The sequence below is a fragment of the Caulobacter sp. RHG1 genome (assembly GCF_013181195.1).
In the GTDB taxonomy this organism is placed as follows: domain Bacteria; phylum Pseudomonadota; class Alphaproteobacteria; order Caulobacterales; family Caulobacteraceae; genus Caulobacter.
In genome coordinates, this window is record NZ_SMZP01000002.1 from 825,012 (window position 1) to 843,215 (window position 18,204).

Genomic DNA, 18,204 nt, shown 5'->3' on the forward strand with positions numbered 1-18,204 from the left:
TCGTGGCGACCGAGAAGGAAAAGATGCTGGCCGGTGAGCTCTACATGGCCACCGATCCCGAGCTGCAGGCCGATCAGCGCGCCGCCCAGGCCTGGATGGATCGCTACAACGCCGCCCAGCCGGACGAGCGCCCCACCCTGCTCGCCGAAGGTCTCGGCGCCGTTGGTCAGCACGTCAACATCCGCGCCCCCTTCTACGTCGACTACGGCTACAACATCAGCCTGGGCGATGGCGTGTTCATGAACTTCGGCTGCGTGATCCTGGACGTCGCTCCGGTGACCATCGGCGCGGCCACCGCCATCGGTCCCGGCGTGCAGATCCTGACCGCCGACCACCCGCGCGATCCGATCGAGCGCCGCACGGGGCTGGAGTCCGGACACTCTATCCGCATCGGCGCCAATGTCTGGATCGGCGGCGGCGCGATCATCCTGCCTGGCGTGACCATCGGCGACGACGCCGTGATCGGCGCGGGCGCTGTGGTGACACGGGACGTACCGACGGGCGCGACGGTGGTGGGCAATCCGGCACGGCCGGTCGCGCCGAAAGGCTGACAGCGGCTTAGGTGACCTGCACGAGCTCGCGCAAGCCCGCCTCCATCTCCTCGATTACGCGTCCGACATGCGGGTCTCGCCGGCAAAGCTCACCATAGGCCTCGGTGATCGAACCGGGCTCGATCAGGTCCATGCCGAGGCGTCCAGCCGTCACCCGGATGGCGAAGAGCGCGGGCGCCAGGGCGCAGTCGGCGATCGTAAGGCGATCGCACAGAGCGTATTGCGAGCCCTTCAGCAGACCATCCAGCATCGTAACGCCGTTCAAAAGCTCCTCGACCGCTTGGCGCGAGCTGACGGCGTCGCCGCGCGGTCTGGCCAGAACGACCATGGGCGGCATCAGGTACAGGTCGACGTGCCGCACCAGCAGTCTGGCCTGAGCGCGCTCGAAGACATCCACAGGCATCAAGGACGGCGCTTGTGGAAACCGCTCCTCCAGATAGTCGAGCAACACCGCCGACTCCCAAATCGGTCCGCATTCGTCGAGCAACACCGGAATGCGGCCGGTCGGACACAGGTCTCGGAAGTGTCGGCTATCCCGCCACTCCGCCGGCGGCGGGACCACGTCGATCGGCAGCCCCTTGGCATAGATCGCGATGCGGACGCGCGCCGCAAAGGGCGACACAGGAAGGCTGATCAACTCCATCGTCGGGCTCCGCTTCCAAGGGAAGCCTTGCTCTAACGCACCGCCTGGCGAGCGGAAAGTCGAGCGCCTCGCGCAACAAAAAAGGCCCCGGATCGCTCCAGGGCCTTCTCGTTCAGGCGAACCTGAAAATCTTAGTCTTCGGCTTCGTTCGTGTAGACCGGACCCGAGTCCTTGCCCTTTTCCGAGACGTCGCGGTCGACGAACTCGATGACGGCCAGCGGGGCGTTGTCGCCGTAGCGGAAGCCGGCCTTCAGGACGCGGATGTAGCCGCCCTGACGGTCCTTGTAGCGCGGGCCGAGGACCGCGAAGAGCTTGCCGACTTGTTCGACGTCGCGAACCGAGCTGATGGCCTGACGGCGAGCGTGCAGGTCGCCGCGCTTGGCCAGGGTGACCAGCTTTTCGACGATCGGACGCAGTTCCTTGGCCTTCGGCAGGGTGGTGACGATCTGCTCGTGCTTGATCAGCGAGGCCGACATGTTGGCGAACATGGCGATGCGGTGAGCCGTCGTGCGGCCGAGTTTACGGTGAGCTTTACCGTGACGCATTGTGTATCTCCTGGGCAAACAGCCCGAGCGGCGCAAAAGGTGTTGAGCGCCTGATTGTCACCAATCCTGGTCCGTCCCGACCGGGTCAGAGCGAAGCGCCGGGGCCCTCCACCGCGGGTGCGGCTTCAAAAGGCCCAGGCCGCCTCCCCTTCCGAGGAAGGAAAGGCGGCCCGGATTTAGCGCAGAGGCTTCGAGGTTCTTAGATTTGGTCTTCGAACTTCTTGGCCAGGTCTTCGATGTTCTCCGGCGGCCAGTTCGGCACATCCATGCCGAGGTGCAGACCCATGCCGGCGAGAACTTCCTTGATCTCGTTCAGCGACTTGCGGCCGAAGTTCGGGGTGCGGAGCATCTCGGCTTCGGTCTTCTGGATCAGGTCGCCGATGTAGACGATGTTGTCGTTCTTCAGGCAGTTGGCCGAACGGACCGACAGTTCCAGCTCGTCGACCTTCTTCAGCAGGGCCGGGTTGAACGGCAGTTCCGGCTTGGACTCGTCGGCCGACTTGGCCTTCGGTTCCTCGAAGGTGATGAAGATCTGCAGTTGGTCCTGCAGGATCCGGGCGGCGTAGGCCACGGCGTCCACCGGAGTGACGGCGCCGTTGGTTTCGACTTCCAGGATCAGCTTGTCGTAGTCCAGCGACTGGCCTTGACGGGTGGGCTCGACGCGATAGGCGACGCGCTTGACCGGCGAGTACAGGGCGTCGACGGCGATCAGGCCGATCGGCGCGTCTTCCGGACGGTTACGGTCGGCGGGGACGTAGCCCTTGCCGGTGTTGACCGTGAACTCCATGCGCACCGAAGCGCCGTCGTCCAGCGTGCAGAGCACGTGGTCGGGGTTCAGGATTTCGATGTCCGAAGGCGTTTCGATCTGACCAGCGGTCACAGGGCCGGGGCCCGTGGCGCGCAGGGTCATACGCTTGGGGCCTTCGGCGTGCATGCGCACGGCCAGTTGCTTGATGTTCAGAACGATGTCGACGACGTCTTCGCGGACGCCTTCGAGCGAAGAGAATTCGTGCACCACGCCATCGATCTGGATGGCGGTGACGGCGGCGCCTTGCAGCGACGAGAGAAGAACGCGGCGCAGAGCGTTGCCGAGCGTCACACCGAAACCGCGCTCGAGCGGCTCAGCGACGATGCGAGCCTTGCGGGTCGCGTCGGCGCCGGTTTCGATCTGCGGCTTCTCAGGACGGATCAACTCGTTCCAGTTTCTTTCGATCACGTGGTCGGGTCCCTTGAGAACGCGGCTCGCCGGCCGCGTTTTGCGCAGCCGGCGACGGAGAATTGGGGTCTAAAAAGTACTAGACGCGACGACGCTTGGGCGGACGGCAGCCGTTGTGCGGGATCGGCGTGACGTCGCGGATGGTCGTGATGGTCATGCCCGCGGCCTGAAGGGCGCGCAGAGCCGACTCACGGCCCGAACCCGGACCCGAGACGTTGACTTCCAGGGTCTTCACGCCGTGTTCCGCAGCCTTCTTGCCCGCGTCTTCGGCGGCCATCTGAGCGGCGTACGGGGTCGACTTGCGCGAGCCCTTGAAGCCCATCATGCCGGCGCTCGACCAGGAGATGGTGTTCCCCTGCGCGTCGGTGATGGTGATCATCGTGTTGTTGAACGAGGCGTTCACGTGCGCCACGCCCGAGGTGATGTTCTTGCGTTCGCGCTTTTTAACGCGACCCGGTTCCTTGGCCATCGGTCAGGCTACCTTATTTCTTCTTGCCGGCGATCGGCTTGGCCGGACCCTTGCGGGTACGAGCGTTCGTGTGGGTGCGCTGACCGCGGACCGGCAGGCCCTTACGGTGACGCAGGCCGCGGTAGCAGGCCAGGTCCATCAGACGCTTGATGTTCATCGAGTTCTCGCGACGCAGATCGCCCTCGACGGTGTAGTCGCGGTCGATCGTTTCGCGGATCTGCAGGACTTCGGCGTCGGTCAGTTGATTGACGCGACGGGTGTCCTCGATGCCCACCTTCGTGATGATTTCACGAGCGGACCGTTGGCCGATGCCGTGAATGTACTGAAGCGCGATCAAAACGCGCTTGTTCGTCGGGATGTTGACGCCTGCAATACGGGCCACGTCTAATGTTCTCCTAGTCACGCACTAAAGACGCGAACGGCGCGCCCGGCCGGATCAGGGATCCTAACCGGCGCGCACGGATCGCGCCCTTTCGCGGAAGCGCCCCGTTATAGGGATCGTTTCGCTTCCGTCAACAACTGAATCCACCGGAGTTCCGGTGAATTCGGGCTTTGTTAAACCGCCTCGGCGAGCGAGGCGTCGATGGAACTGGCGACGGCTTCGACCGACCCCATTCCATCCAGCTCCGTAAGCTTTCCCTGCTCCTGGTAATAGGGCAGCAAAGGCGCGGTCTGGGCATTGTACTGGGCCAGGCGAGTCACGAAGACTTCCGGATTGTCGTCAGGCCGTCCCTGATCTTCGAACCGCTTCTTGATCCGCTCGATCAGAGCCGGTTCGTCTACCTTGAGTCGGAGAACAGAGTCGATCTTCTGTCCGCGAGCGGACAACATCTTGTCCAGAGCCTGGGCCTGAGCGACCGTCCGCGGAAAGCCGTCGAAGATCGCGCCACCGGCCGCTTCGGCCTCGGGCAGACGGTCTTCGATCAAGGCGATGACGATCTCGTCGGTGACCAGCTCGCCGCGGTCCAGGACGCCCTTGACGCGCTGGCCCAGCTCCGAGCCCGAGGCGATGGCCGCGCGCAGCATGTCGCCGGTCGAGAGCTGCACCATGCCACGCTCGTCGACCAGGCGCTTGGCCTGGGTCCCCTTCCCCGCCGCCGGCGGTCCGAACAGGATCAGATTCATGTAAGCCCCTTCGCGCGCTAACGGGTCTTCAGCCCGCTTCTCCCTCCGCAGACCTAGATCGCGCCGAGGGAAAACGGAAGCCGGATTTGTGACAATCCGGCTTCCGACGCTTCCAATAAAATGACTGTCGCTATTAGCGGGCGTTACGGCCGCCGCGCAGCTTCGACTTCTTGATCAGGCCTTCGTACTGGTGCGCCAGCAGATGCGACTGGATCTGCGCAACCGTGTCCATGGTCACCGTCACGACGATCAGGATCGAGGTGCCGCCCATGGCGAACTGGTTGGACTTCATCGCGGCCATCATCAGTTCCGGCGCCACGCAGACCGCGGTGATGTAGGCCGCGCCGATCACCGTCAGGCGGGTCAGCACATAGTCCAGGTACTCGGCGGTGCGCTTGCCCGGACGGATGCCCGGCAGGAAGCCGCCGTACTTGCGCAGATTCTCGGCCGTCTCCTCGGGGTTGAACACCACCGACGTGTAGAAGAACGAGAAGAAGATGATCAGGGCCGCATACAGCACCATGAACGACGGCTGACCGTGCTGCAGCGCGCCGACGACGGCCGGCAGCCACGACAGGTAGTTGGGCAGCTCGGTCGACGAGACGAACTGCATGGCCGTGGTCGGCAGCAGCAGCAGGCTGGAGGCGAAGATCGGCGGGATGACGCCGGCCGTGTTGATCTTCAGCGGCATGAAAGAGCTTTCGCCGCCGATCATGCGGTTGCCCTGCTGACGCTTGGGATAGTGCACCAGCAGACGGCGCTGCGAGCGCTCGATGAAGACGATCGCCAGGATCGCGGCGATGGCCCCGATCACGATCAGGAACAACGGCGTGTAGTTGCCCGAGGTCTGCGACTGGACCAGCAGCTGGCCGATGCTCATCGGCAGGTGAGCCACGATGCCGGCGAAGATGATCAGCGAAACGCCGTTACCAACGCCGCGGCTGGTGATCTGCTCGCCCAGCCACATCAGGAACAGGGTGCCGCCGGTCAGGGCCACGACGGTCGAGATGATGAAGAAGGCCGAACCGACGCTGCTCGAGACGACGCCTTGCTGAGCCGTCAGGCCCACGGCGATCGAGAACGACTGGATCACGGCCAGCACGACGGCCAGGTAGCGGGTGTACTGGTTGAGGGTCTTGCGGCCCGCCTCCCCGCCTTCCTTCTTCAGCTTCTCCCACGGCGGATACACCGAGCCCATCAGCTGCACGATGATCGAGGCGCTGATGTACGGCATGATGTTCAGCGAGAAGATCGACATACGTTCCACGGCGCCGCCGGAGAACGTGTTGAACATGCCGAGGATGCCTTCGGAATTGCCGTTGAACAGACGCGCGAACGCGACCGTGTCGACACCAGGAATCTGGACGTACGTGCCAAGGCGGTAGACGACGAGCGCGATCAGGGTGAACCAGATACGCTTGTGAAGTTCGGTCGCCTTTTGGAACGACGCGAAATTCATATTGGCTGCGAGTTGTTCGGCGGCCGAGGCCATACAGATCCCCACGACTCAGGAGCGCGACTGCCGAAGCCAATACCGCTTCGGGGGCGATCACGCTCTGAAATTTGGTTTCTCGGATCAGGCTGATCCGAGGAGAGCGCCACAAATAGGTGAGGCCCGCCGTGTTGTCACGGCGAGCCCCCTATTTCTGTCATCCCGGTCGAAAACGAGGTCCCGAAAGAGCGCTGGGCGCCCGCCGGGATGACATATGGTCTTAGGCTTCGGCTTGCGCCTTGGCCTTCTTGGTCACGGTGACCGAACCGCCGGCGGCCTCGACGGCCTTGATGGCGGCTTCGGTGGCCGAATAGACGGTCAGCTTCAGGGCCGACTTGATTTCGCCCTTGCCCAGCAGCTTCACGCCGTCCAGCTCGCGACGGATGACGCCGGCGGCGACCAGGTCGGCGACCGAGACGTCAGCGCCAGCCTTCAGCTTGCCGGCTTCGACGGCTTGTTCCAGGCGCCACAGGTTCACTTCGGCGAAGTCGAGGCGGAAGGGGTTGTTGAAGCCGCGCTTAGGCATACGCATGTGCAGCGGCATCTGACCGCCTTCGAAGCCGTTGATGGCGACGCCCGAGCGCGCCTTCTGGCCCTTCACACCGCGACCGGCGGTCTTGCCCTTGCCCGAACCCGGACCGCGGCCGACGCGCATGCGGTTCTTGGTCGAGCCTTCCTGCGGGGCCAGTTCGTTCAGCTTGGTCATATGTGCCTCTCCTTGGAGATCTGCGCCCAGCCAGCGGCTGGACTCGGCTTTTGAAAATCAGAGCGCGCTTAAGACCCCAAAACGACTCAAAAATCAAATGGGATTTCAAACGAAAACCACCCCGGATTGCTCCGGGGTGGCGTATTCGGTCGTCGTGTAGCGAACTACTCGACGATTTCCAGCAGGTGCGCGACCTTACGGATCATGCCGCGGACCGACGGGGTGTCTTCCAGCGTGGACGTGCGGCCCAGCTTGTTGAGACCCAGACCGGCGAGCGTGGCGCGCTGGTCCTTTTCGCGACGGATCGGGCTGCCGGTTTGGCGGACCGTGACTTGCTTAGCTTCAGCCATGACTTAGCCCTCGATGGCTTCCGGCGACGAAGCGCCGTCGGCGCGACGGCCGAGGATGTCGCCAACCTTCTTGCCGCGCTTGGCGGCGATCTGGCGGGGCGACGATTGAACCTTCAGGGCCTCGAACGTGGCGCGAACCATGTTGTACGGGTTCGAGGAACCCGTCGACTTGGCCACGACGTCCTGGACGCCCAGGGTTTCGAGAACCGCACGCATCGGACCGCCGGCGATGACGCCGGTGCCGGGAGGCGCCGCGCGCATCATCACCTTGCCAGCGCCCCAACGGCCAGCGCCGTCGTGGTGCAGGGTGCGGGATTCACGCAGCGGGACGCGGATCATCGTCTTCTTGGCTTCTTCGGTCGCCTTGCGGATGGCTTCCGGCACTTCACGCGCCTTGCCATGACCGAAGCCGACGCGGCCCTTTTGGTCGCCAACGACCATCAGAGCAGCGAAGCTGAAGCGACGGCCACCTTTCACGGTGGCGGCGACGCGGTTGATGTGGACGAGCTTTTCGACGATGTCGCTGTCGACCCGCTCTTCGGGGGCGTTGCGGTCGCGACGGTCACGGCGTTGACCGCCCTCACCGCGCTGTTGTTCACCACGAGCCATTTTCGTTCCCTTAGAAGTTCAGGCCGGCTTCGCGCGCGGCGTCAGCCAGGGCCTTGACCCGGCCGTGGAAGATGTAGCCACCACGATCGAAGACGACGTCCTTGACGCCCTTTTCGATGGCGCGCTCGGCGACGAGCTTGCCAACAGCAGCAGCGGCATCCTTGTCCGCGCCCTTGCCTTCGGCTTCCAGAGTGGAAGCCGACGCCAGGGTCACGCCGCGTTCATCATCGATGACCTGGGCGTAGATGTTCTTGGACGAGCGGAAGACCGACAGGCGCGGACGCCCGTTAGCGAGGCTCTTGAGGCGGGTGCGGGTGCGTTGCGCACGCTTGGCCGCCGATTCACGAGGAGAAAGGGCCATGGCTTACTTCTTCTTGCCTTCCTTGCGGCGAACCTTCTCGCCAGCATAACGCACGCCCTTGCCCTTGTACGGCTCAGGCGGACGAATGCGGCGGATCTTCGCGGCAATCTCGCCGACCGCCTGCTTATCGATGCCGGCGATCTTGATTTCGGTCTGCTTCGGCACGGCGAACGTGATGCCGGCCGGAGCCGCAACGTCCACATCGTGGCTGAAGCCGAGCTGGAGGCTCAGGGCGGTGCCTTTCAGGGCCGCGCGGTAACCAACGCCGACCAGTTCGAGGCTTTCCTCGAACCCGGCGGTGACACCATGCACCATGTTGGCGACCAGCGTGCGGGACAGACCCCACATGCCCCGGGCGCGCTTGGAGTCGACGCGCGGAGCCAGCAGGAGCTCAGCGCCCTCTTGCTTGACTTCGACTTCGTCGGCGATCGTCCACGACAGCTGACCCTTGGGGCCCTTCACCGTGACCGTCTGACCCGCGAGCGTGACTTGCACGCCCGAGGGGATTGCGACGGCTTTCTTACCGATACGTGACATGCTCTTTCCCTCCCGCGCCTAGTAGACGCGGCAGAGGACTTCGCCGCCGACATTAGCGTCGCGAGCAGCGGTGTCCGACATGACGCCCTTCGGCGTCGAAAGGATCGAGATGCCAAGGCCGTTCTTGATCGGCTTCAGGTCCTTGATCGACGAGTAGACGCGGCGGCCAGGCTTGGACACGCGGCTGATCTCGGCGATCACGGGCTGACCGTCAAAATACTTCAGCTCAATCTCGAATTCGGGGAACGCACCGGGCTTCTCGACCAGCGAGTAGCCGCGGATGTAGCCTTCGTCGGCCAGCACGTCCAGGACGCGAGCGCGCAGCTTGGAAGCCGGCGTCGACACCTTGTTGCGCTTGCGCGTGGCGGCGTTCTTGATGCGAGCGATCAGGTCGCTCAGGGGATCGTTCATCGACATCTGATCGTCCTCACCAGCTCGACTTGACGAGGCCGGGGATCTGACCCTGCGAACCCAGTTCGCGGAGCGCAATCCGGCTCATCTTCAGCTTGCGGTAATAGGCGCGCGGACGGCCCGTGACTTCGCAACGGTTGCGGATGCGAACCGGCGAGCTGCTGCGGGGCAGCTTGGCGAGCTTGAGGCGAGCCTCGAAGCGTTCCTCGAGCGGCAGGCTCTCGTCGTTGGCGGTCGCCTTGAGGGCGGCGCGCTTACCGGCGAGTTGCTTCACGAGGGCCTTGACGGCTTCGTTGCGGTTGACGGCGCTTTTCTTGGCCATGGTTTCTTTCCCTTCCCGCTCTCTTAGTTCACGAACGGGAACTGGAATTCCTTCAGGAGAGCCTTGGCTTCCTGGTCGGAGTTCGCAGTGGTGCAGACGATGATGTCCATGCCCCAGATCTGTTCGATCTGGTCATAGTTGATTTCCGGGAACACCAGGTGCTCCTTCAGGCCCATGGCGTAGTTGCCACGGCCGTCGAAGCTCTTGCCGTTCAGACCACGGAAGTCCTTCACGCGCGGCAGCGCGATCGTGACCAGGCGGTCGAGGAATTCAAACATCCGGTCCTTGCGAAGGGTGACCTTCGCGCCGACCACCATGCCTTCGCGCAGCTTGAAGCCGGCGATCGACTTGCGGGCCTTGGTGGCGACGGGCTTTTGGCCGGCGATCGCCTGCAGGTCCTTCAGAGCGGTCTGAGCCTTCTTCGAGTCGGCCACAGCCTCGCCGATACCCATGTTCAGGACGATCTTGTCCAGCTTGGGGATCTGCATCTCGTTGGTGTAGCCGAACTGCTCCTTCATCGCAGCGCGGATGCGCTCGCGATAAACGGTCTTCAGCCGGGGCTCGTAAGCTTGATCAGCCATTGATCACCTCGCCAGTCGTCTTGGCGACGCGCACCTTCTTGTCGCCTTCGATCTTGAAGCCGACGCGGGTGGCCTTGCCGTTGGAGTCCACGACGGCGACGTTCGAGACGTGCAGCGCGGCTTCCTTTTGCTTGATGCCGCCTTGCGGGTCGGCTTGGGTCGCCTTGGTGTGACGCGAAACCAGGTTCACGCCTTCCACGACAACGCGGTTGTCCTTCGGCAGGACTTGCAGGACAGCGCCTTGCTTGCCCTTGTCCTTGCCGGCCAGAACGACGACGCGGTCGCCCTTCTTGATCTTAGCAGCCATTACAGCACCTCCGGAGCGAGGGAGATGATCTTCATGTGGTTCTTGGCGCGCAGTTCACGGGGAACCGGGCCGAAGATCCGCGTGCCGACCGGCTCGCTCGCCTTGTTCACGATGACCGCGGCGTTCTTATCGAAGCGGATGACCGAGCCATCCTTGCGCTTCAGATTTTGATTAACGCGAACGACGACGGCGCGAAGCACGTCACCCTTCTTCACGCGGCCACGCGGGATGGCTTCCTTCACGGAGACGACGATGACGTCGCCAACGCTGGCGTAGCGACGGCCTGCGCCGCCCAACACCTTGATGCACATGACCCGGCGAGCGCCAGAGTTGTCGGCGACTTCCAGGTTAGTTTGCATCTGGATCATGGTCTAAACCTTCCAGATTAAGCCGAAGCCTTGGGAAGCACTTCCCAGGTCTTCAGCTTGGACTTCGGAGCGCACTCGACGATGCGAATTGCTTCGCCGGCCTTGTACGCGTTGGATTCGTCGTGCGCGTGGTACTTTTTGGACTGACGCACGATCTTCTTCAGGATCGGGTGAACGATAGTCCGTTCCACCTTCACCACGACGGTCTTGTCACCTTTGTCGGAGACGACGACCCCTTCGAGGATACGCTTGGGCATATCGTTCTCCTTAAGCCGCGGCCTTGGCGCGCAGCACGGTCTTGATCCGCGCGATATCCTTGCGGATCTCGTTGACGCGGTGGGTCTTCTCGACCTGGCCCGTCGCAGCCTGGAAGCGCAGGTTGAACTGCTCTTTCTTCAGGCTGATCAGGGTGTCGGCCAGCTGGTCGGGGGTCAGGCCCCGGATGTCAGCAATCTTCATGATCATGCTTCCTGAGCCACGCCCGCGTCGATGCGGGTGACAACACGGGTGCGGATCGGCAGCTTGGCGGCGCCCAGGCGGAGAGCTTCACGCGCGACATCGTCCGGCACGCCGTCGATTTCGAACATGATGCGGCCCGGAGCCACGCGAGCGGCCCAGTAATCCACGGCGCCCTTACCCTTACCCATCCGGACTTCGGCCGGCTTGCCGGTGACCGGCACGTCGGGGAAGATACGGATCCAGACGCGGCCTTGACGCTTCATCTGGCGGGTGATGGCGCGACGGGCGGCTTCGATCTGGCGAGCCGTGATGCGCTCGGGCTCGACAGCCTTGAGGCCGTACGAACCGAAGTTCAGCAGCGTGCCGCCCTTCGAAGTGCCGTGGATGCGGCCCTTGAACTGCTTGCGGAATTTAGTCTTTTTCGGAGACAGCATGGCGATCTAATCCTTAACCGCGATCGCGACGACCGCGGTCGCCCCGGTCGGGACGATCGCCGCGCTCACGCCCACCACCTTCGCCGGCCGGGCCGGACTCAGTGGCGAGACGCTTGTCGAGCGCCATCGGATCGTGCTCCAGCACTTCGCCTTTGAAGATCCAGGTCTTCACGCCGATGATGCCGTAGGTGGTCTTGGCTTCGGCGAAACCGAAGTCAATGTCAGCGCGCAGGGTGTGCAGCGGCACGCGACCTTCGCGATACCACTCCATGCGAGCGATTTCAGCGCCGCCGAGGCGACCCGAGACGTTGATCCGGATGCCCTTGGCGCCGAGACGCACGGCCGACTGGATCGAACGCTTCATGGCGCGACGGAAGGCGATACGACGCTCGAGTTGTTGAGCGATCGATTCAGCCACCAGCTGGGCGTCGGTTTCCGGCTTGCGGATCTCGACGATGTTCAGGTGGACTTCGCCTTCGGTCTGGATCGACAGGTCCTTGCGGAGCTTGTCGATGTCAGCGCCCTTCTTGCCGATGATGACGCCCGGACGAGCGGCATAGATCGTGATGCGGCACTTCTTGTGCGGACGCTCGATGATGATGCGCGAGACACCAGCTTGGTACAGGCGCTTCTTCAGGGCGGCGCGGATCGCGAGATCCTGGTGCAGCATCTTGCCGTACTGGGCGCCGTCGGCGAACCAACGGCTGTCCCAGGTGCGGTTCACGCCGAGCCGCAGCCCGACCGGATTGACTTTCTGACCCATTAGGCGGCCTCACCCAGTTCGCGGACCACGATCGTGATCTCGGAGAACGGCTTCTCGACGCGCGTCGCGCGACCGCGGGCGCGGGGCGAGAAACGCTTCATGATCAGGTTCTTGCCCACATAGGCCTCGGCGACGACCAGCGAGTCGATGTCGAGGTTGTGGTTGTTCTCGGCGTTCGAAATCGCCGAGTACAGCGCCTTGCGGACGTCCTGGGCGATACGCTTGTGGCTGAACTCGAGCTCGTTGAGAGCGCGTTGGACGTTCAGGCCACGGATGGACTGAGCGACCAGGTTCAGCTTCCGCGGGCTGGTGCGCAGGGTGCGCACCTTGCACATCGCTTCGGCGGCCGGCAGGCGGCGTTCTTGCTTCTGCTTGGCCATGATTACTTCCTCTTGGCCTTCTTGTCGGCAGCGTGGCCGGGGAAGTTACGCGTGGGCGCAAACTCACCGAACTTCATGCCGACCATGTCTTCCGACACGGAGACCGGGACGTGCTTGTGGCCGTTGTGGACGCCGAAGGTCAGGCCGACAAATTGCGGCATGATCGTCGAACGACGCGACCAGGTCTTGATGACATCCTTGCGGCCCGACGACAGTGCGGCGTCGGCCTTCTTCAGGAGGTACCCGTCGACAAACGGGCCTTTCCAGACGGAGCGTGTCATGGCTTAACGGCCCTTCTTCGCTTTGTGGCGCGAACGGATGATGAATTTATCCGTGGCCTTGTTAACGCGGGTCTTGGCGCCCTTGGTCGGCTTACCAGCCGGGGTCACCGGGTGACGGCCGCCCGAGGTCCGGCCTTCACCACCACCGTGGGGGTGGTCGACCGGGTTCATGGCGACGCCGCGGACGTGCGGGCGACGGCCCATATGACGCGAACGACCGGCCTTGCCGAGGTTCTGGTTCATATGGTCGGGGTTCGAAACGGCGCCGACGGTGGCCAGGCACGAGTCGAGCACCATGCGCAGTTCGCCCGAGTTCAGGCGGATCTGGGCGTAGCCGGCGTCACGACCGACCAGCTGGGCGTAAGCGCCAGCCGAACGGGCGATCTGACCACCCTTGGCGGGCTTCAGCTCGATGTTGTGGATGATCGTACCGATCGGCAGCGTGCGCAGCGGCGAGGTGTTGCCCGGCTTCACGTCGACCTTTTCAGCGGTGACGACTTCGTCACCGGCCTTGAGGCGCTGCGGGGCCAGGATGTACGCCAGTTCGCCGTCGGCCTGATACTTGATCAGGGCGATGAACGCGGTGCGGTTGGGGTCGTACTCGAGACGAACGACCGTGGCCACGCCTTGCTTGCGACGCTTGAAGTCGACCAGACGGTACAGGCGCTTGGCGCCGCCGCCGCGGAAACGGACCGCGATACGGCCATTGCCGCCGCGACCGCCCGACTTGGTCAGACCTTCAACGAGCTTCTTCTCGGGCTTGCCCTTGTGAAGTTCGCTGCGATCGATCAGCACCAGGCCGCGCTGGCCGGGGCTGGTCGGGTTAAATTGCTTCAAGGCCATCTGATTAGAGCCCCGTCGTGATGTCGATCGACTGGCCTTCGGCCAGCGTCACGATCGCTTTCTTGACGTCGTTACGACGCCCGACGATGCCACGGAAGCGCTTGGTCTTGCCCTTGGTGACGATGGTGTTGACCTTCGTAACCTTGACCTTGAACAGCTCTTCGACGGCGGCGGCGATCTCGTCCTTCGACGCATCGTTGGCCACCTTGAAGACAACCTTGTTCTGCTCCGAGAGCAGAGTCGTCTTTTCGGTGATCACCGGCGACAGGATCGTATCGTAGTGGCGAGCGGTGGCGGCCATTAGGCGGCTTCCTTCTCAGCGAAACGGGCCGAGATCGCTTCGACCGCGTCCTTGGTCAGGACGAGGGTTTGGCGACGCAGCACGTCGTAGACGTTCAGGCCGGCGTTCGGCAGGACATCCACGTTCGGGATGTTGCGGGCCGCGAGCTTGAAGTTCGCGTCCACTTCCGGACCGGCGATGACCAGGGCGTTCTTCAGACCGATCTTGTCGAAGGTGGCGCGCAGGGCGGCCGTCTTCGCTTCGGTCAGAACGACACTGTCCAGGACCACCAGCGAACCGGCCTTGGCCTTCGAAGACAGGGCGTGGCGCAGAGCCATGGCCCGGATCTTCTTCGGCAGGTCGAACGCGTGGCTACGGACGACAGGGCCGTGGGCCTTGGCGCCGCCGACGAACTGAGCCGCACGGCGCGAACCGTGACGAGCGCCGCCGGTGCCCTTTTGCTTGTACATCTTCTTGCTCGTACGAGAGACCTCGTTACGAACTTGAATCTTGTGGTTGCCCGAGCGGCGCTTGGCCAGCTGCCAGGTCACGACGCGCTGCAGGATGTCGCCGCGGATGTCGTCGATGCCGAAGATGGCGTCGTCGAGATCCACAGAACCGGCCTTCGCGCCGTCAAGCTTGATGACGTCGAGTTTCATTAGCCTTCGCCCTCTTCGGTCGTCGCCGCGGGGGCCTCTTCAGCGGGGGTTTCAGCAGCGGCAGCGGCCGGAGCCTCACCAGCCTTGCGGAAGGCGCCCGGACGCGGCAGGTCGGCCGGAGCGGCCTTCTTCACAGCGTCGCGGATCTTCACGTAGCTGCCTTCGTGGCCCGGGACAGCGCCCTTGACCAGGATCAGGCCGCGTTCGACGTCGACCTTCCAGACAGTCACGTTCAGCGTGGTGACGGTTTCTTGACCGAGGTGACCAGCCATCTTCTTGCCCGGGAACGTACGACCCGGATCCTGGCGGTTACCGGTCGAGCCGTGCGAACGGTGCGAGAGCGAAACGCCGTGCGTTGCGCGCAGACCACCGAAGTTCCAGCGCTTCATGGCGCCGGCAAAGCCCTTACCGACGGTCACGCCCTGGATGTCGACCTTCTGGCCGGCGACGAAGTGGTCGGCCGTAAACTCGGCGCCAACTTCGATCAGAGCGTTCTCTTCGACGCGGAACTCGGCGACGATGCGCTTCGGCTCAACGGCCGCCTTCGCAAAGTGACCGCGCATGGCGTTCGGGGTGTTCTTGGCCTTCTTGGCGCCGGCGCCCAGTTGCAGGGCGGTGTAACCGTCCTTCTCAACAGTGCGCTGAGCGGTGACCTGGCAACCGTCCAGCGACAGGACGGTGACCGGCACGTGCTGGCCAGCTTCGTCGAAGAAGCGGGTCATGCCCAGCTTCTTGGCGATCAGACCGGTGCGTTGGGTGGGGAGAGTCATAAGAGCGGCCCTCCTTACAGCTTGATTTCGACGTCAACGCCGGCCGACAGGTCGAGCTTCATCAGCGCGTCCACGGTCTGCGGAGTCGGGTCAACGATGTCGAGAACGCGCTTATGCGTACGGATCTCGAACTGTTCGCGCGACTTCTTGTCGACGTGCGGCGAACGGTTGACGGTGAATTTTTCGATAAGCGTGGGCAGGGGGATCGGGCCCCGTACCGTCGCACCCGTGCGCTTGGCCGTATTCACGATCTCGCGCGTGGAATGATCCAACACGCGGTGATCGAAGGCCTTGAGCCGGATGCGGATGTTCTGACGATCCATATCGCTCGGTTTCCTAGTGGGCTGCGCCCGCGTCTCGAACCATTTCAAAGACCAACCCGAACCCAAAAGAGGGTTCGTACGCAGCGTCCGCAAAACAAAGGTCCTCAGCAGTCGCCTGCCAAGGGTGATGACCAGATATTGCGCCCCTCTCGAGAGAGGTTGGCGGCGCTATGTCCGGGCGTCTCGCGAACCGCGTTTGAGCCCGAGAGCTCACAGCCGGTCCAACAGAGGCGCGCTTGTACGTTCCAGAATCGGTTTCGTCAAGCGCCCTGTCCGGTTCCTCACGCCTTTGCGGGGCGCGACTCGTCGGGCTCGACTTGGATAGGCGCCCTGCCCCGTCGGCGCAAGACCCGCGAGAACATAACACCGGTCTGCTTTTAAGGATTTAGGACATAATGTGGCAATGAACATGCAAGCACGGGCGCGATAGTGGAAATTTCCGCCTCCGCAAGTGGCACAAAAATGCATTATTCGACCTGCAAGCGCCGCCGGTGGCCTTGAGGCGCAGGTCGAACCCTCATAGATGCCGCTCCTCCCCGACGGACTGGGCGGCCCCTCCCCCCATAACGACCGTCCAGCCAGTCGGAGGAGCCACTGTAAGTAAGGGGATAGACCCACATGAATACGAAGCTTTTCGCCACCGCCGCCCTGATCGCCGCCGCCGTCTCGGCCCCGGCCTTCGCCCAGAACATCGGCTCGGTCGGCGCCGCCGTGAACTACACCGACATCAACACCCGCTTCGGCGGTAACGACGGCACCTCGGCCGTTCTCGACGGCTCGGTCGCCATTCCGCTGCAAGGCGCCTGGACCGTGACCGCCAACGGCGACGTCGCCATCTCGGACAACGACCTGTCGGACGAAACCGTCGCTTCGGGCGCCGTGCACCTGACCACCACGGTCGGCAACGGCTACCGCGTCGGCGCCTTCACCGCCCTGTCGCGTCCGTCGAACGACACCCTCTGGGCCGTCGGCGCCGAAGCCCAGAAGTACCTGGAAAACGTCACCCTGACGGGCCTGGTCGCCTACGGCCAGTCGAACGAATTGGACGCCGACCTGTACGCCGTCCGCGGTGAAGCCCGCTACTTCGTGTCGGACAACTTCCGTCTGAACGCCGGCGCCGGCTGGTCGCGCATCGACACCAACGTCAACGCCGACCTGTGGGACGTGAACGCCGGTGGCGAATACAAGTTTGCCAACAGCGGCTGGTCGACCTTCGCCAAGTACACCCACGCCGAGTCGAAGGACCTGGCCAAGCTGAACTCGGACGCCGTGAAGGTCGGCTTCCGCTACACGTTCGGCGGCAGCCTGAAGGACCGCGACCGCGCCGGCGCCGACCTGGCCACGGCCAGCGACCTGTTCGCCTTCGGCACGCGCTAAGACCTGCTCAGGCGTCCTGTCGAACCTTTAGGACGTCCAAGCAAGAAGGCCCCGGGAGCGATCCCGGGGCCTTCACTTATATATAGAGTGTGCGTGTAGCGCTTACTGGCCGATGATGACGTCGCCCGAGCCGGCTACGTGCTTCTTGATCGGGCCATTGACCTTGGCGATGCGCACATCGCCCGAGCCGGCCACCGAGACGTCGGCGCTATCGGCCTCGCCATTGAAGCTGACGTCGCCCGAACCCATCACATTGACCTCGACCGAACGCGCCCGACCGCCGGCGACGGTGATGTTGCCCGAACCGGCGATGTTGCCTTCCAGCGAACCCGACAGTCGGGCGACAGTGACATCGCCCGAACCGGCGATCGAGACCTCGACGTCACCGGCGATGGCCTGGGTCTTCACATTGCCTGAACCGGCCAGGCTGATCTCAAGGCTGCCGGCCGTACCGGTCCGGGTGTCGCCCGAGCCAGCCTGGCTGACCTCGAGCTTGCCCTTGGTGTTGGCGACGGTCCAGCTGCCGCAGCCGGCATTGGCCACGTTGACGCTGTCCGAGCGGCCGATGTCGCCGAACACCGCGCCGCCGCCCGCCACGCGGACGTTCAGCGGCGTGCGCACGGCGATCTGCGGGATGTCGTCATAGGCCACCTCGCCCACGCCGCGCACCTTCACGAAGATCTTGCCGTTGCGCACGTTGCAGCCGTTGATCTTGCTCATGCGGAGGTCGCCGTCGACGATGACCTCGTCGCCATTGACGCGTACGGTCAGCGGCAGGCTGGCGTTGGAGGTCAAGGTCTCGACCTTGATGTCGGTCCGGTTCTCCGGAATGATCACGACACGCGCCACCGCGTCCTTGATCTTCAGGTTCGGCGAGGCCTGAGCCACGCCGGCTGCGGACAGGGCGGCGGCCAGAACGGCCAGGGTGGTCATAGCGCGCATCATTTTGCTCCCCATCGATGCGTGTCGATATTCGATGCGGAAACGGTAGACCCCATGATGGGGTTCAGCGACTTAATTCGAGGTCATGACCCGAAAGTCA

The 18,204-nt window shown here is 63.7% G+C and carries 32 protein-coding genes; 2 read left to right on the forward strand and 30 right to left on the reverse strand.

All coding sequences use genetic code 11. The features are described 5' to 3' along the window. Positions 1-2: 2 nt before the first annotated feature. Positions 3-551 carry a sugar O-acetyltransferase gene (locus tag E1H18_RS07530; protein ID WP_370526450.1) on the forward strand — a complete coding sequence of 183 codons (549 nt, stop codon included), beginning with the start codon at positions 3-5 and terminating at the stop codon, positions 549-551. A gap of 7 nt (positions 552-558) precedes the next feature. On the opposite strand, the gene E1H18_RS07535 is transcribed toward E1H18_RS07530, so the two are convergent. The 29 genes from E1H18_RS07535 to E1H18_RS07675 form a co-directional block, all read right to left on the reverse strand. Then, entirely contained in the window at positions 559-1,194 is a 636-nt protein-coding gene (locus tag E1H18_RS07535; protein ID WP_172265539.1) for a glutathione S-transferase family protein, read from the reverse strand. A gap of 131 nt (positions 1,195-1,325) precedes the next feature. Next, entirely contained in the window at positions 1,326-1,739 is a 414-nt protein-coding gene (gene rplQ, locus E1H18_RS07540) for a 50S ribosomal protein L17 (protein WP_172265542.1), read from the reverse strand. A 199-nt stretch (positions 1,740-1,938) separates the two neighbouring features. Next, on the reverse strand, positions 1,939-2,955 hold the full coding sequence (locus E1H18_RS07545) for a DNA-directed RNA polymerase subunit alpha (RefSeq protein ID WP_172265545.1): 1,017 nt from the start codon (positions 2,953-2,955) through the stop codon (positions 1,939-1,941). Positions 2,956-3,034: 79 nt separating this feature from the next. After that, positions 3,035-3,424, reverse strand: a complete 390-nt coding sequence (rpsK, locus tag E1H18_RS07550) for a 30S ribosomal protein S11 (protein WP_004616890.1) — start codon at positions 3,422-3,424, stop codon at positions 3,035-3,037. A gap of 13 nt (positions 3,425-3,437) precedes the next feature. Further along, the gene (gene rpsM, locus E1H18_RS07555) at positions 3,438-3,806 is read right to left on the reverse strand and encodes a 30S ribosomal protein S13 (protein ID WP_172265547.1); all 369 of its coding nucleotides are present in this window, start codon (positions 3,804-3,806) and stop codon (positions 3,438-3,440) included. A 173-nt stretch (positions 3,807-3,979) separates the two neighbouring features. Beyond that, positions 3,980-4,549, reverse strand: a complete 570-nt coding sequence (locus E1H18_RS07560) for an adenylate kinase (protein WP_172265550.1) — start codon at positions 4,547-4,549, stop codon at positions 3,980-3,982. Positions 4,550-4,682: 133 nt separating this feature from the next. Then, the gene (secY, locus tag E1H18_RS07565) at positions 4,683-6,041 is read right to left on the reverse strand and encodes a preprotein translocase subunit SecY (RefSeq protein WP_172265553.1); all 1,359 of its coding nucleotides are present in this window, start codon (positions 6,039-6,041) and stop codon (positions 4,683-4,685) included. A gap of 220 nt (positions 6,042-6,261) precedes the next feature. Next, positions 6,262-6,747 carry a 50S ribosomal protein L15 gene (gene rplO, locus E1H18_RS07570; protein WP_172265555.1) on the reverse strand — a complete coding sequence of 162 codons (486 nt, stop codon included), beginning with the start codon at positions 6,745-6,747 and terminating at the stop codon, positions 6,262-6,264. Positions 6,748-6,911: 164 nt separating this feature from the next. Then, on the reverse strand, positions 6,912-7,097 hold the full coding sequence (gene rpmD, locus E1H18_RS07575) for a 50S ribosomal protein L30 (RefSeq protein WP_099579521.1): 186 nt from the start codon (positions 7,095-7,097) through the stop codon (positions 6,912-6,914). A 3-nt stretch (positions 7,098-7,100) separates the two neighbouring features. Beyond that, a complete protein-coding gene (gene rpsE / locus E1H18_RS07580) occupies positions 7,101-7,706 on the reverse strand; it encodes a 30S ribosomal protein S5 (RefSeq protein WP_096051657.1) in 606 nt (201 codons plus the stop codon). A gap of 10 nt (positions 7,707-7,716) precedes the next feature. Further along, a complete protein-coding gene (rplR, locus tag E1H18_RS07585; protein ID WP_172265558.1) occupies positions 7,717-8,067 on the reverse strand; it encodes a 50S ribosomal protein L18 in 351 nt (116 codons plus the stop codon). A 3-nt stretch (positions 8,068-8,070) separates the two neighbouring features. Next, complete coding sequence (gene rplF / locus E1H18_RS07590) at positions 8,071-8,604, reverse strand: 50S ribosomal protein L6 (protein WP_172265561.1); 534 nt, start codon at positions 8,602-8,604, stop codon at positions 8,071-8,073. Between the two features lie 18 nt (positions 8,605-8,622). Further along, on the reverse strand, positions 8,623-9,021 hold the full coding sequence (gene rpsH, locus E1H18_RS07595) for a 30S ribosomal protein S8 (protein ID WP_172265564.1): 399 nt from the start codon (positions 9,019-9,021) through the stop codon (positions 8,623-8,625). A gap of 10 nt (positions 9,022-9,031) precedes the next feature. Further along, the gene (gene rpsN, locus E1H18_RS07600; protein WP_172265567.1) at positions 9,032-9,337 is read right to left on the reverse strand and encodes a 30S ribosomal protein S14; all 306 of its coding nucleotides are present in this window, start codon (positions 9,335-9,337) and stop codon (positions 9,032-9,034) included. Positions 9,338-9,360: 23 nt separating this feature from the next. Continuing rightward, positions 9,361-9,918, reverse strand: coding sequence for a 50S ribosomal protein L5 (gene rplE, locus E1H18_RS07605; RefSeq protein ID WP_172265570.1), 558 nt, complete (start codon positions 9,916-9,918; stop codon positions 9,361-9,363). Then, entirely contained in the window at positions 9,911-10,225 is a 315-nt protein-coding gene (rplX, locus tag E1H18_RS07610; protein WP_172265573.1) for a 50S ribosomal protein L24, read from the reverse strand. The genes rplE and rplX overlap by 8 nt, the downstream gene beginning before the upstream one ends. Then, positions 10,225-10,593 (reverse strand): 50S ribosomal protein L14, encoded by a 369-nt coding sequence (gene rplN, locus E1H18_RS07615; RefSeq protein WP_125159663.1) that lies wholly within the window; start codon positions 10,591-10,593, stop codon positions 10,225-10,227. The genes rplX and rplN overlap by 1 nt, the downstream gene beginning before the upstream one ends. Positions 10,594-10,610: 17 nt before the next feature. Next, the gene (gene rpsQ, locus E1H18_RS07620) at positions 10,611-10,850 is read right to left on the reverse strand and encodes a 30S ribosomal protein S17 (RefSeq protein WP_172265576.1); all 240 of its coding nucleotides are present in this window, start codon (positions 10,848-10,850) and stop codon (positions 10,611-10,613) included. Positions 10,851-10,860: 10 nt separating this feature from the next. Continuing rightward, positions 10,861-11,052 (reverse strand): 50S ribosomal protein L29, encoded by a 192-nt coding sequence (gene rpmC, locus E1H18_RS07625; RefSeq protein ID WP_047413099.1) that lies wholly within the window; start codon positions 11,050-11,052, stop codon positions 10,861-10,863. Between the two features lie 2 nt (positions 11,053-11,054). Beyond that, on the reverse strand, positions 11,055-11,486 hold the full coding sequence (gene rplP / locus E1H18_RS07630) for a 50S ribosomal protein L16 (protein WP_172265579.1): 432 nt from the start codon (positions 11,484-11,486) through the stop codon (positions 11,055-11,057). Positions 11,487-11,499: 13 nt separating this feature from the next. Beyond that, positions 11,500-12,249, reverse strand: a complete 750-nt coding sequence (gene rpsC / locus E1H18_RS07635; RefSeq protein WP_172265582.1) for a 30S ribosomal protein S3 — start codon at positions 12,247-12,249, stop codon at positions 11,500-11,502. Continuing rightward, positions 12,249-12,629: a 50S ribosomal protein L22 gene (rplV, locus tag E1H18_RS07640; RefSeq protein ID WP_010919132.1), complete on the reverse strand. Its 381-nt coding sequence runs from the start codon at positions 12,627-12,629 to the stop codon at positions 12,249-12,251. Before rplV ends, rpsC begins: the two co-directional genes overlap by 1 nt. A 2-nt stretch (positions 12,630-12,631) precedes the next feature. Further along, positions 12,632-12,910 carry a 30S ribosomal protein S19 gene (gene rpsS / locus E1H18_RS07645; RefSeq protein ID WP_099442405.1) on the reverse strand — a complete coding sequence of 93 codons (279 nt, stop codon included), beginning with the start codon at positions 12,908-12,910 and terminating at the stop codon, positions 12,632-12,634. Between the two features lie 3 nt (positions 12,911-12,913). After that, entirely contained in the window at positions 12,914-13,753 is an 840-nt protein-coding gene (gene rplB / locus E1H18_RS07650) for a 50S ribosomal protein L2 (protein ID WP_172265584.1), read from the reverse strand. Between the two features lie 4 nt (positions 13,754-13,757). After that, positions 13,758-14,054 (reverse strand): 50S ribosomal protein L23, encoded by a 297-nt coding sequence (locus E1H18_RS07655; protein ID WP_172265586.1) that lies wholly within the window; start codon positions 14,052-14,054, stop codon positions 13,758-13,760. Beyond that, the gene (rplD, locus tag E1H18_RS07660; protein WP_172265588.1) at positions 14,054-14,692 is read right to left on the reverse strand and encodes a 50S ribosomal protein L4; all 639 of its coding nucleotides are present in this window, start codon (positions 14,690-14,692) and stop codon (positions 14,054-14,056) included. Before rplD ends, E1H18_RS07655 begins: the two co-directional genes overlap by 1 nt. After that, positions 14,692-15,462, reverse strand: coding sequence for a 50S ribosomal protein L3 (gene rplC, locus E1H18_RS07665; RefSeq protein WP_172265589.1), 771 nt, complete (start codon positions 15,460-15,462; stop codon positions 14,692-14,694). The genes rplD and rplC overlap by 1 nt, the downstream gene beginning before the upstream one ends. Positions 15,463-15,476: 14 nt before the next feature. Continuing rightward, positions 15,477-15,785, reverse strand: a complete 309-nt coding sequence (gene rpsJ, locus E1H18_RS07670) for a 30S ribosomal protein S10 (protein ID WP_004616952.1) — start codon at positions 15,783-15,785, stop codon at positions 15,477-15,479. A 13-nt stretch (positions 15,786-15,798) separates the two neighbouring features. Continuing rightward, complete coding sequence (locus E1H18_RS07675; RefSeq protein ID WP_172265591.1) at positions 15,799-15,999, reverse strand: hypothetical protein; 201 nt, start codon at positions 15,997-15,999, stop codon at positions 15,799-15,801. A 404-nt stretch (positions 16,000-16,403) separates the two neighbouring features. Here E1H18_RS07675 and E1H18_RS07680 point away from each other — a divergent pair, with 404 nt between their 5' ends. Next, on the forward strand, positions 16,404-17,162 hold the full coding sequence (locus E1H18_RS07680; protein WP_172265593.1) for an outer membrane beta-barrel protein: 759 nt from the start codon (positions 16,404-16,406) through the stop codon (positions 17,160-17,162). Positions 17,163-17,264: 102 nt separating this feature from the next. On the opposite strand, the gene E1H18_RS07685 is transcribed toward E1H18_RS07680, so the two are convergent. Then, on the reverse strand, positions 17,265-18,104 hold the full coding sequence (locus tag E1H18_RS07685) for a GIN domain-containing protein (protein WP_172265763.1): 840 nt from the start codon (positions 18,102-18,104) through the stop codon (positions 17,265-17,267). Between the last annotated feature and the right edge of the window lie 100 nt (positions 18,105-18,204).

Bases quoted from the DNA above. Each gene is read 5' to 3' on its own strand.
- rpsH (WP_172265564.1), bottom strand. From the start codon at position 9,021: ATGTCGATGAACGATCCCCTGAGCGACCTGATCGCTCGCATCAAGAAC.
- rpmC (WP_047413099.1), bottom strand. From the start codon at position 11,052: ATGAAGATTGCTGACATCCGGGGCCTGACCCCCGACCAGCTGGCCGAC.
- E1H18_RS07685 (WP_172265763.1), bottom strand. From the start codon at position 18,104: ATGCGCGCTATGACCACCCTGGCCGTTCTGGCCGCCGCCCTGTCCGCA.
- E1H18_RS07680 (WP_172265593.1), top strand. From the start codon at position 16,404: ATGAATACGAAGCTTTTCGCCACCGCCGCCCTGATCGCCGCCGCCGTC.
- E1H18_RS07560 (WP_172265550.1), bottom strand. From the start codon at position 4,549: ATGAATCTGATCCTGTTCGGACCGCCGGCGGCGGGGAAGGGGACCCAG.
- rplQ (WP_172265542.1), bottom strand. From the start codon at position 1,739: ATGCGTCACGGTAAAGCTCACCGTAAACTCGGCCGCACGACGGCTCAC.
- rpmD (WP_099579521.1), bottom strand. From the start codon at position 7,097: ATGGCTGAAGCTAAGCAAGTCACGGTCCGCCAAACCGGCAGCCCGATC.
- rpsC (WP_172265582.1), bottom strand. From the start codon at position 12,249: ATGGGTCAGAAAGTCAATCCGGTCGGGCTGCGGCTCGGCGTGAACCGC.
- rplO (WP_172265555.1), bottom strand. From the start codon at position 6,747: ATGACCAAGCTGAACGAACTGGCCCCGCAGGAAGGCTCGACCAAGAAC.
- rplX (WP_172265573.1), bottom strand. From the start codon at position 10,225: ATGGCTGCTAAGATCAAGAAGGGCGACCGCGTCGTCGTTCTGGCCGGC.
- rplC (WP_172265589.1), bottom strand. From the start codon at position 15,462: ATGACTCTCCCCACCCAACGCACCGGTCTGATCGCCAAGAAGCTGGGC.
- E1H18_RS07535 (WP_172265539.1), bottom strand. From the start codon at position 1,194: ATGGAGTTGATCAGCCTTCCTGTGTCGCCCTTTGCGGCGCGCGTCCGC.
- rplE (WP_172265570.1), bottom strand. From the start codon at position 9,918: ATGGCTGATCAAGCTTACGAGCCCCGGCTGAAGACCGTTTATCGCGAG.
- rpsQ (WP_172265576.1), bottom strand. From the start codon at position 10,850: ATGCCCAAGCGTATCCTCGAAGGGGTCGTCGTCTCCGACAAAGGTGAC.
- rplB (WP_172265584.1), bottom strand. From the start codon at position 13,753: ATGGCCTTGAAGCAATTTAACCCGACCAGCCCCGGCCAGCGCGGCCTG.
- rpsK (WP_004616890.1), bottom strand. From the start codon at position 3,424: ATGGCCAAGGAACCGGGTCGCGTTAAAAAGCGCGAACGCAAGAACATC.
- rpsN (WP_172265567.1), bottom strand. From the start codon at position 9,337: ATGGCCAAGAAAAGCGCCGTCAACCGCAACGAAGCCGTCAAGGCCCTC.
- rplD (WP_172265588.1), bottom strand. From the start codon at position 14,692: ATGAAACTCGACGTCATCAAGCTTGACGGCGCGAAGGCCGGTTCTGTG.
- rplP (WP_172265579.1), bottom strand. From the start codon at position 11,486: ATGCTGTCTCCGAAAAAGACTAAATTCCGCAAGCAGTTCAAGGGCCGC.
- E1H18_RS07655 (WP_172265586.1), bottom strand. From the start codon at position 14,054: ATGGCCGCCACCGCTCGCCACTACGATACGATCCTGTCGCCGGTGATC.
- rpsE (WP_096051657.1), bottom strand. From the start codon at position 7,706: ATGGCTCGTGGTGAACAACAGCGCGGTGAGGGCGGTCAACGCCGTGAC.
- rplN (WP_125159663.1), bottom strand. From the start codon at position 10,593: ATGATCCAGATGCAAACTAACCTGGAAGTCGCCGACAACTCTGGCGCT.
- rpsS (WP_099442405.1), bottom strand. From the start codon at position 12,910: ATGACACGCTCCGTCTGGAAAGGCCCGTTTGTCGACGGGTACCTCCTG.
- rpsJ (WP_004616952.1), bottom strand. From the start codon at position 15,785: ATGGATCGTCAGAACATCCGCATCCGGCTCAAGGCCTTCGATCACCGC.
- rplV (WP_010919132.1), bottom strand. From the start codon at position 12,629: ATGGCCAAGCAGAAGCAAGAACGCCGCCTGCCGGCCGCCGAAGCGATG.
- rplF (WP_172265561.1), bottom strand. From the start codon at position 8,604: ATGTCACGTATCGGTAAGAAAGCCGTCGCAATCCCCTCGGGCGTGCAA.
- rplR (WP_172265558.1), bottom strand. From the start codon at position 8,067: ATGGCCCTTTCTCCTCGTGAATCGGCGGCCAAGCGTGCGCAACGCACC.
- secY (WP_172265553.1), bottom strand. From the start codon at position 6,041: ATGGCCTCGGCCGCCGAACAACTCGCAGCCAATATGAATTTCGCGTCG.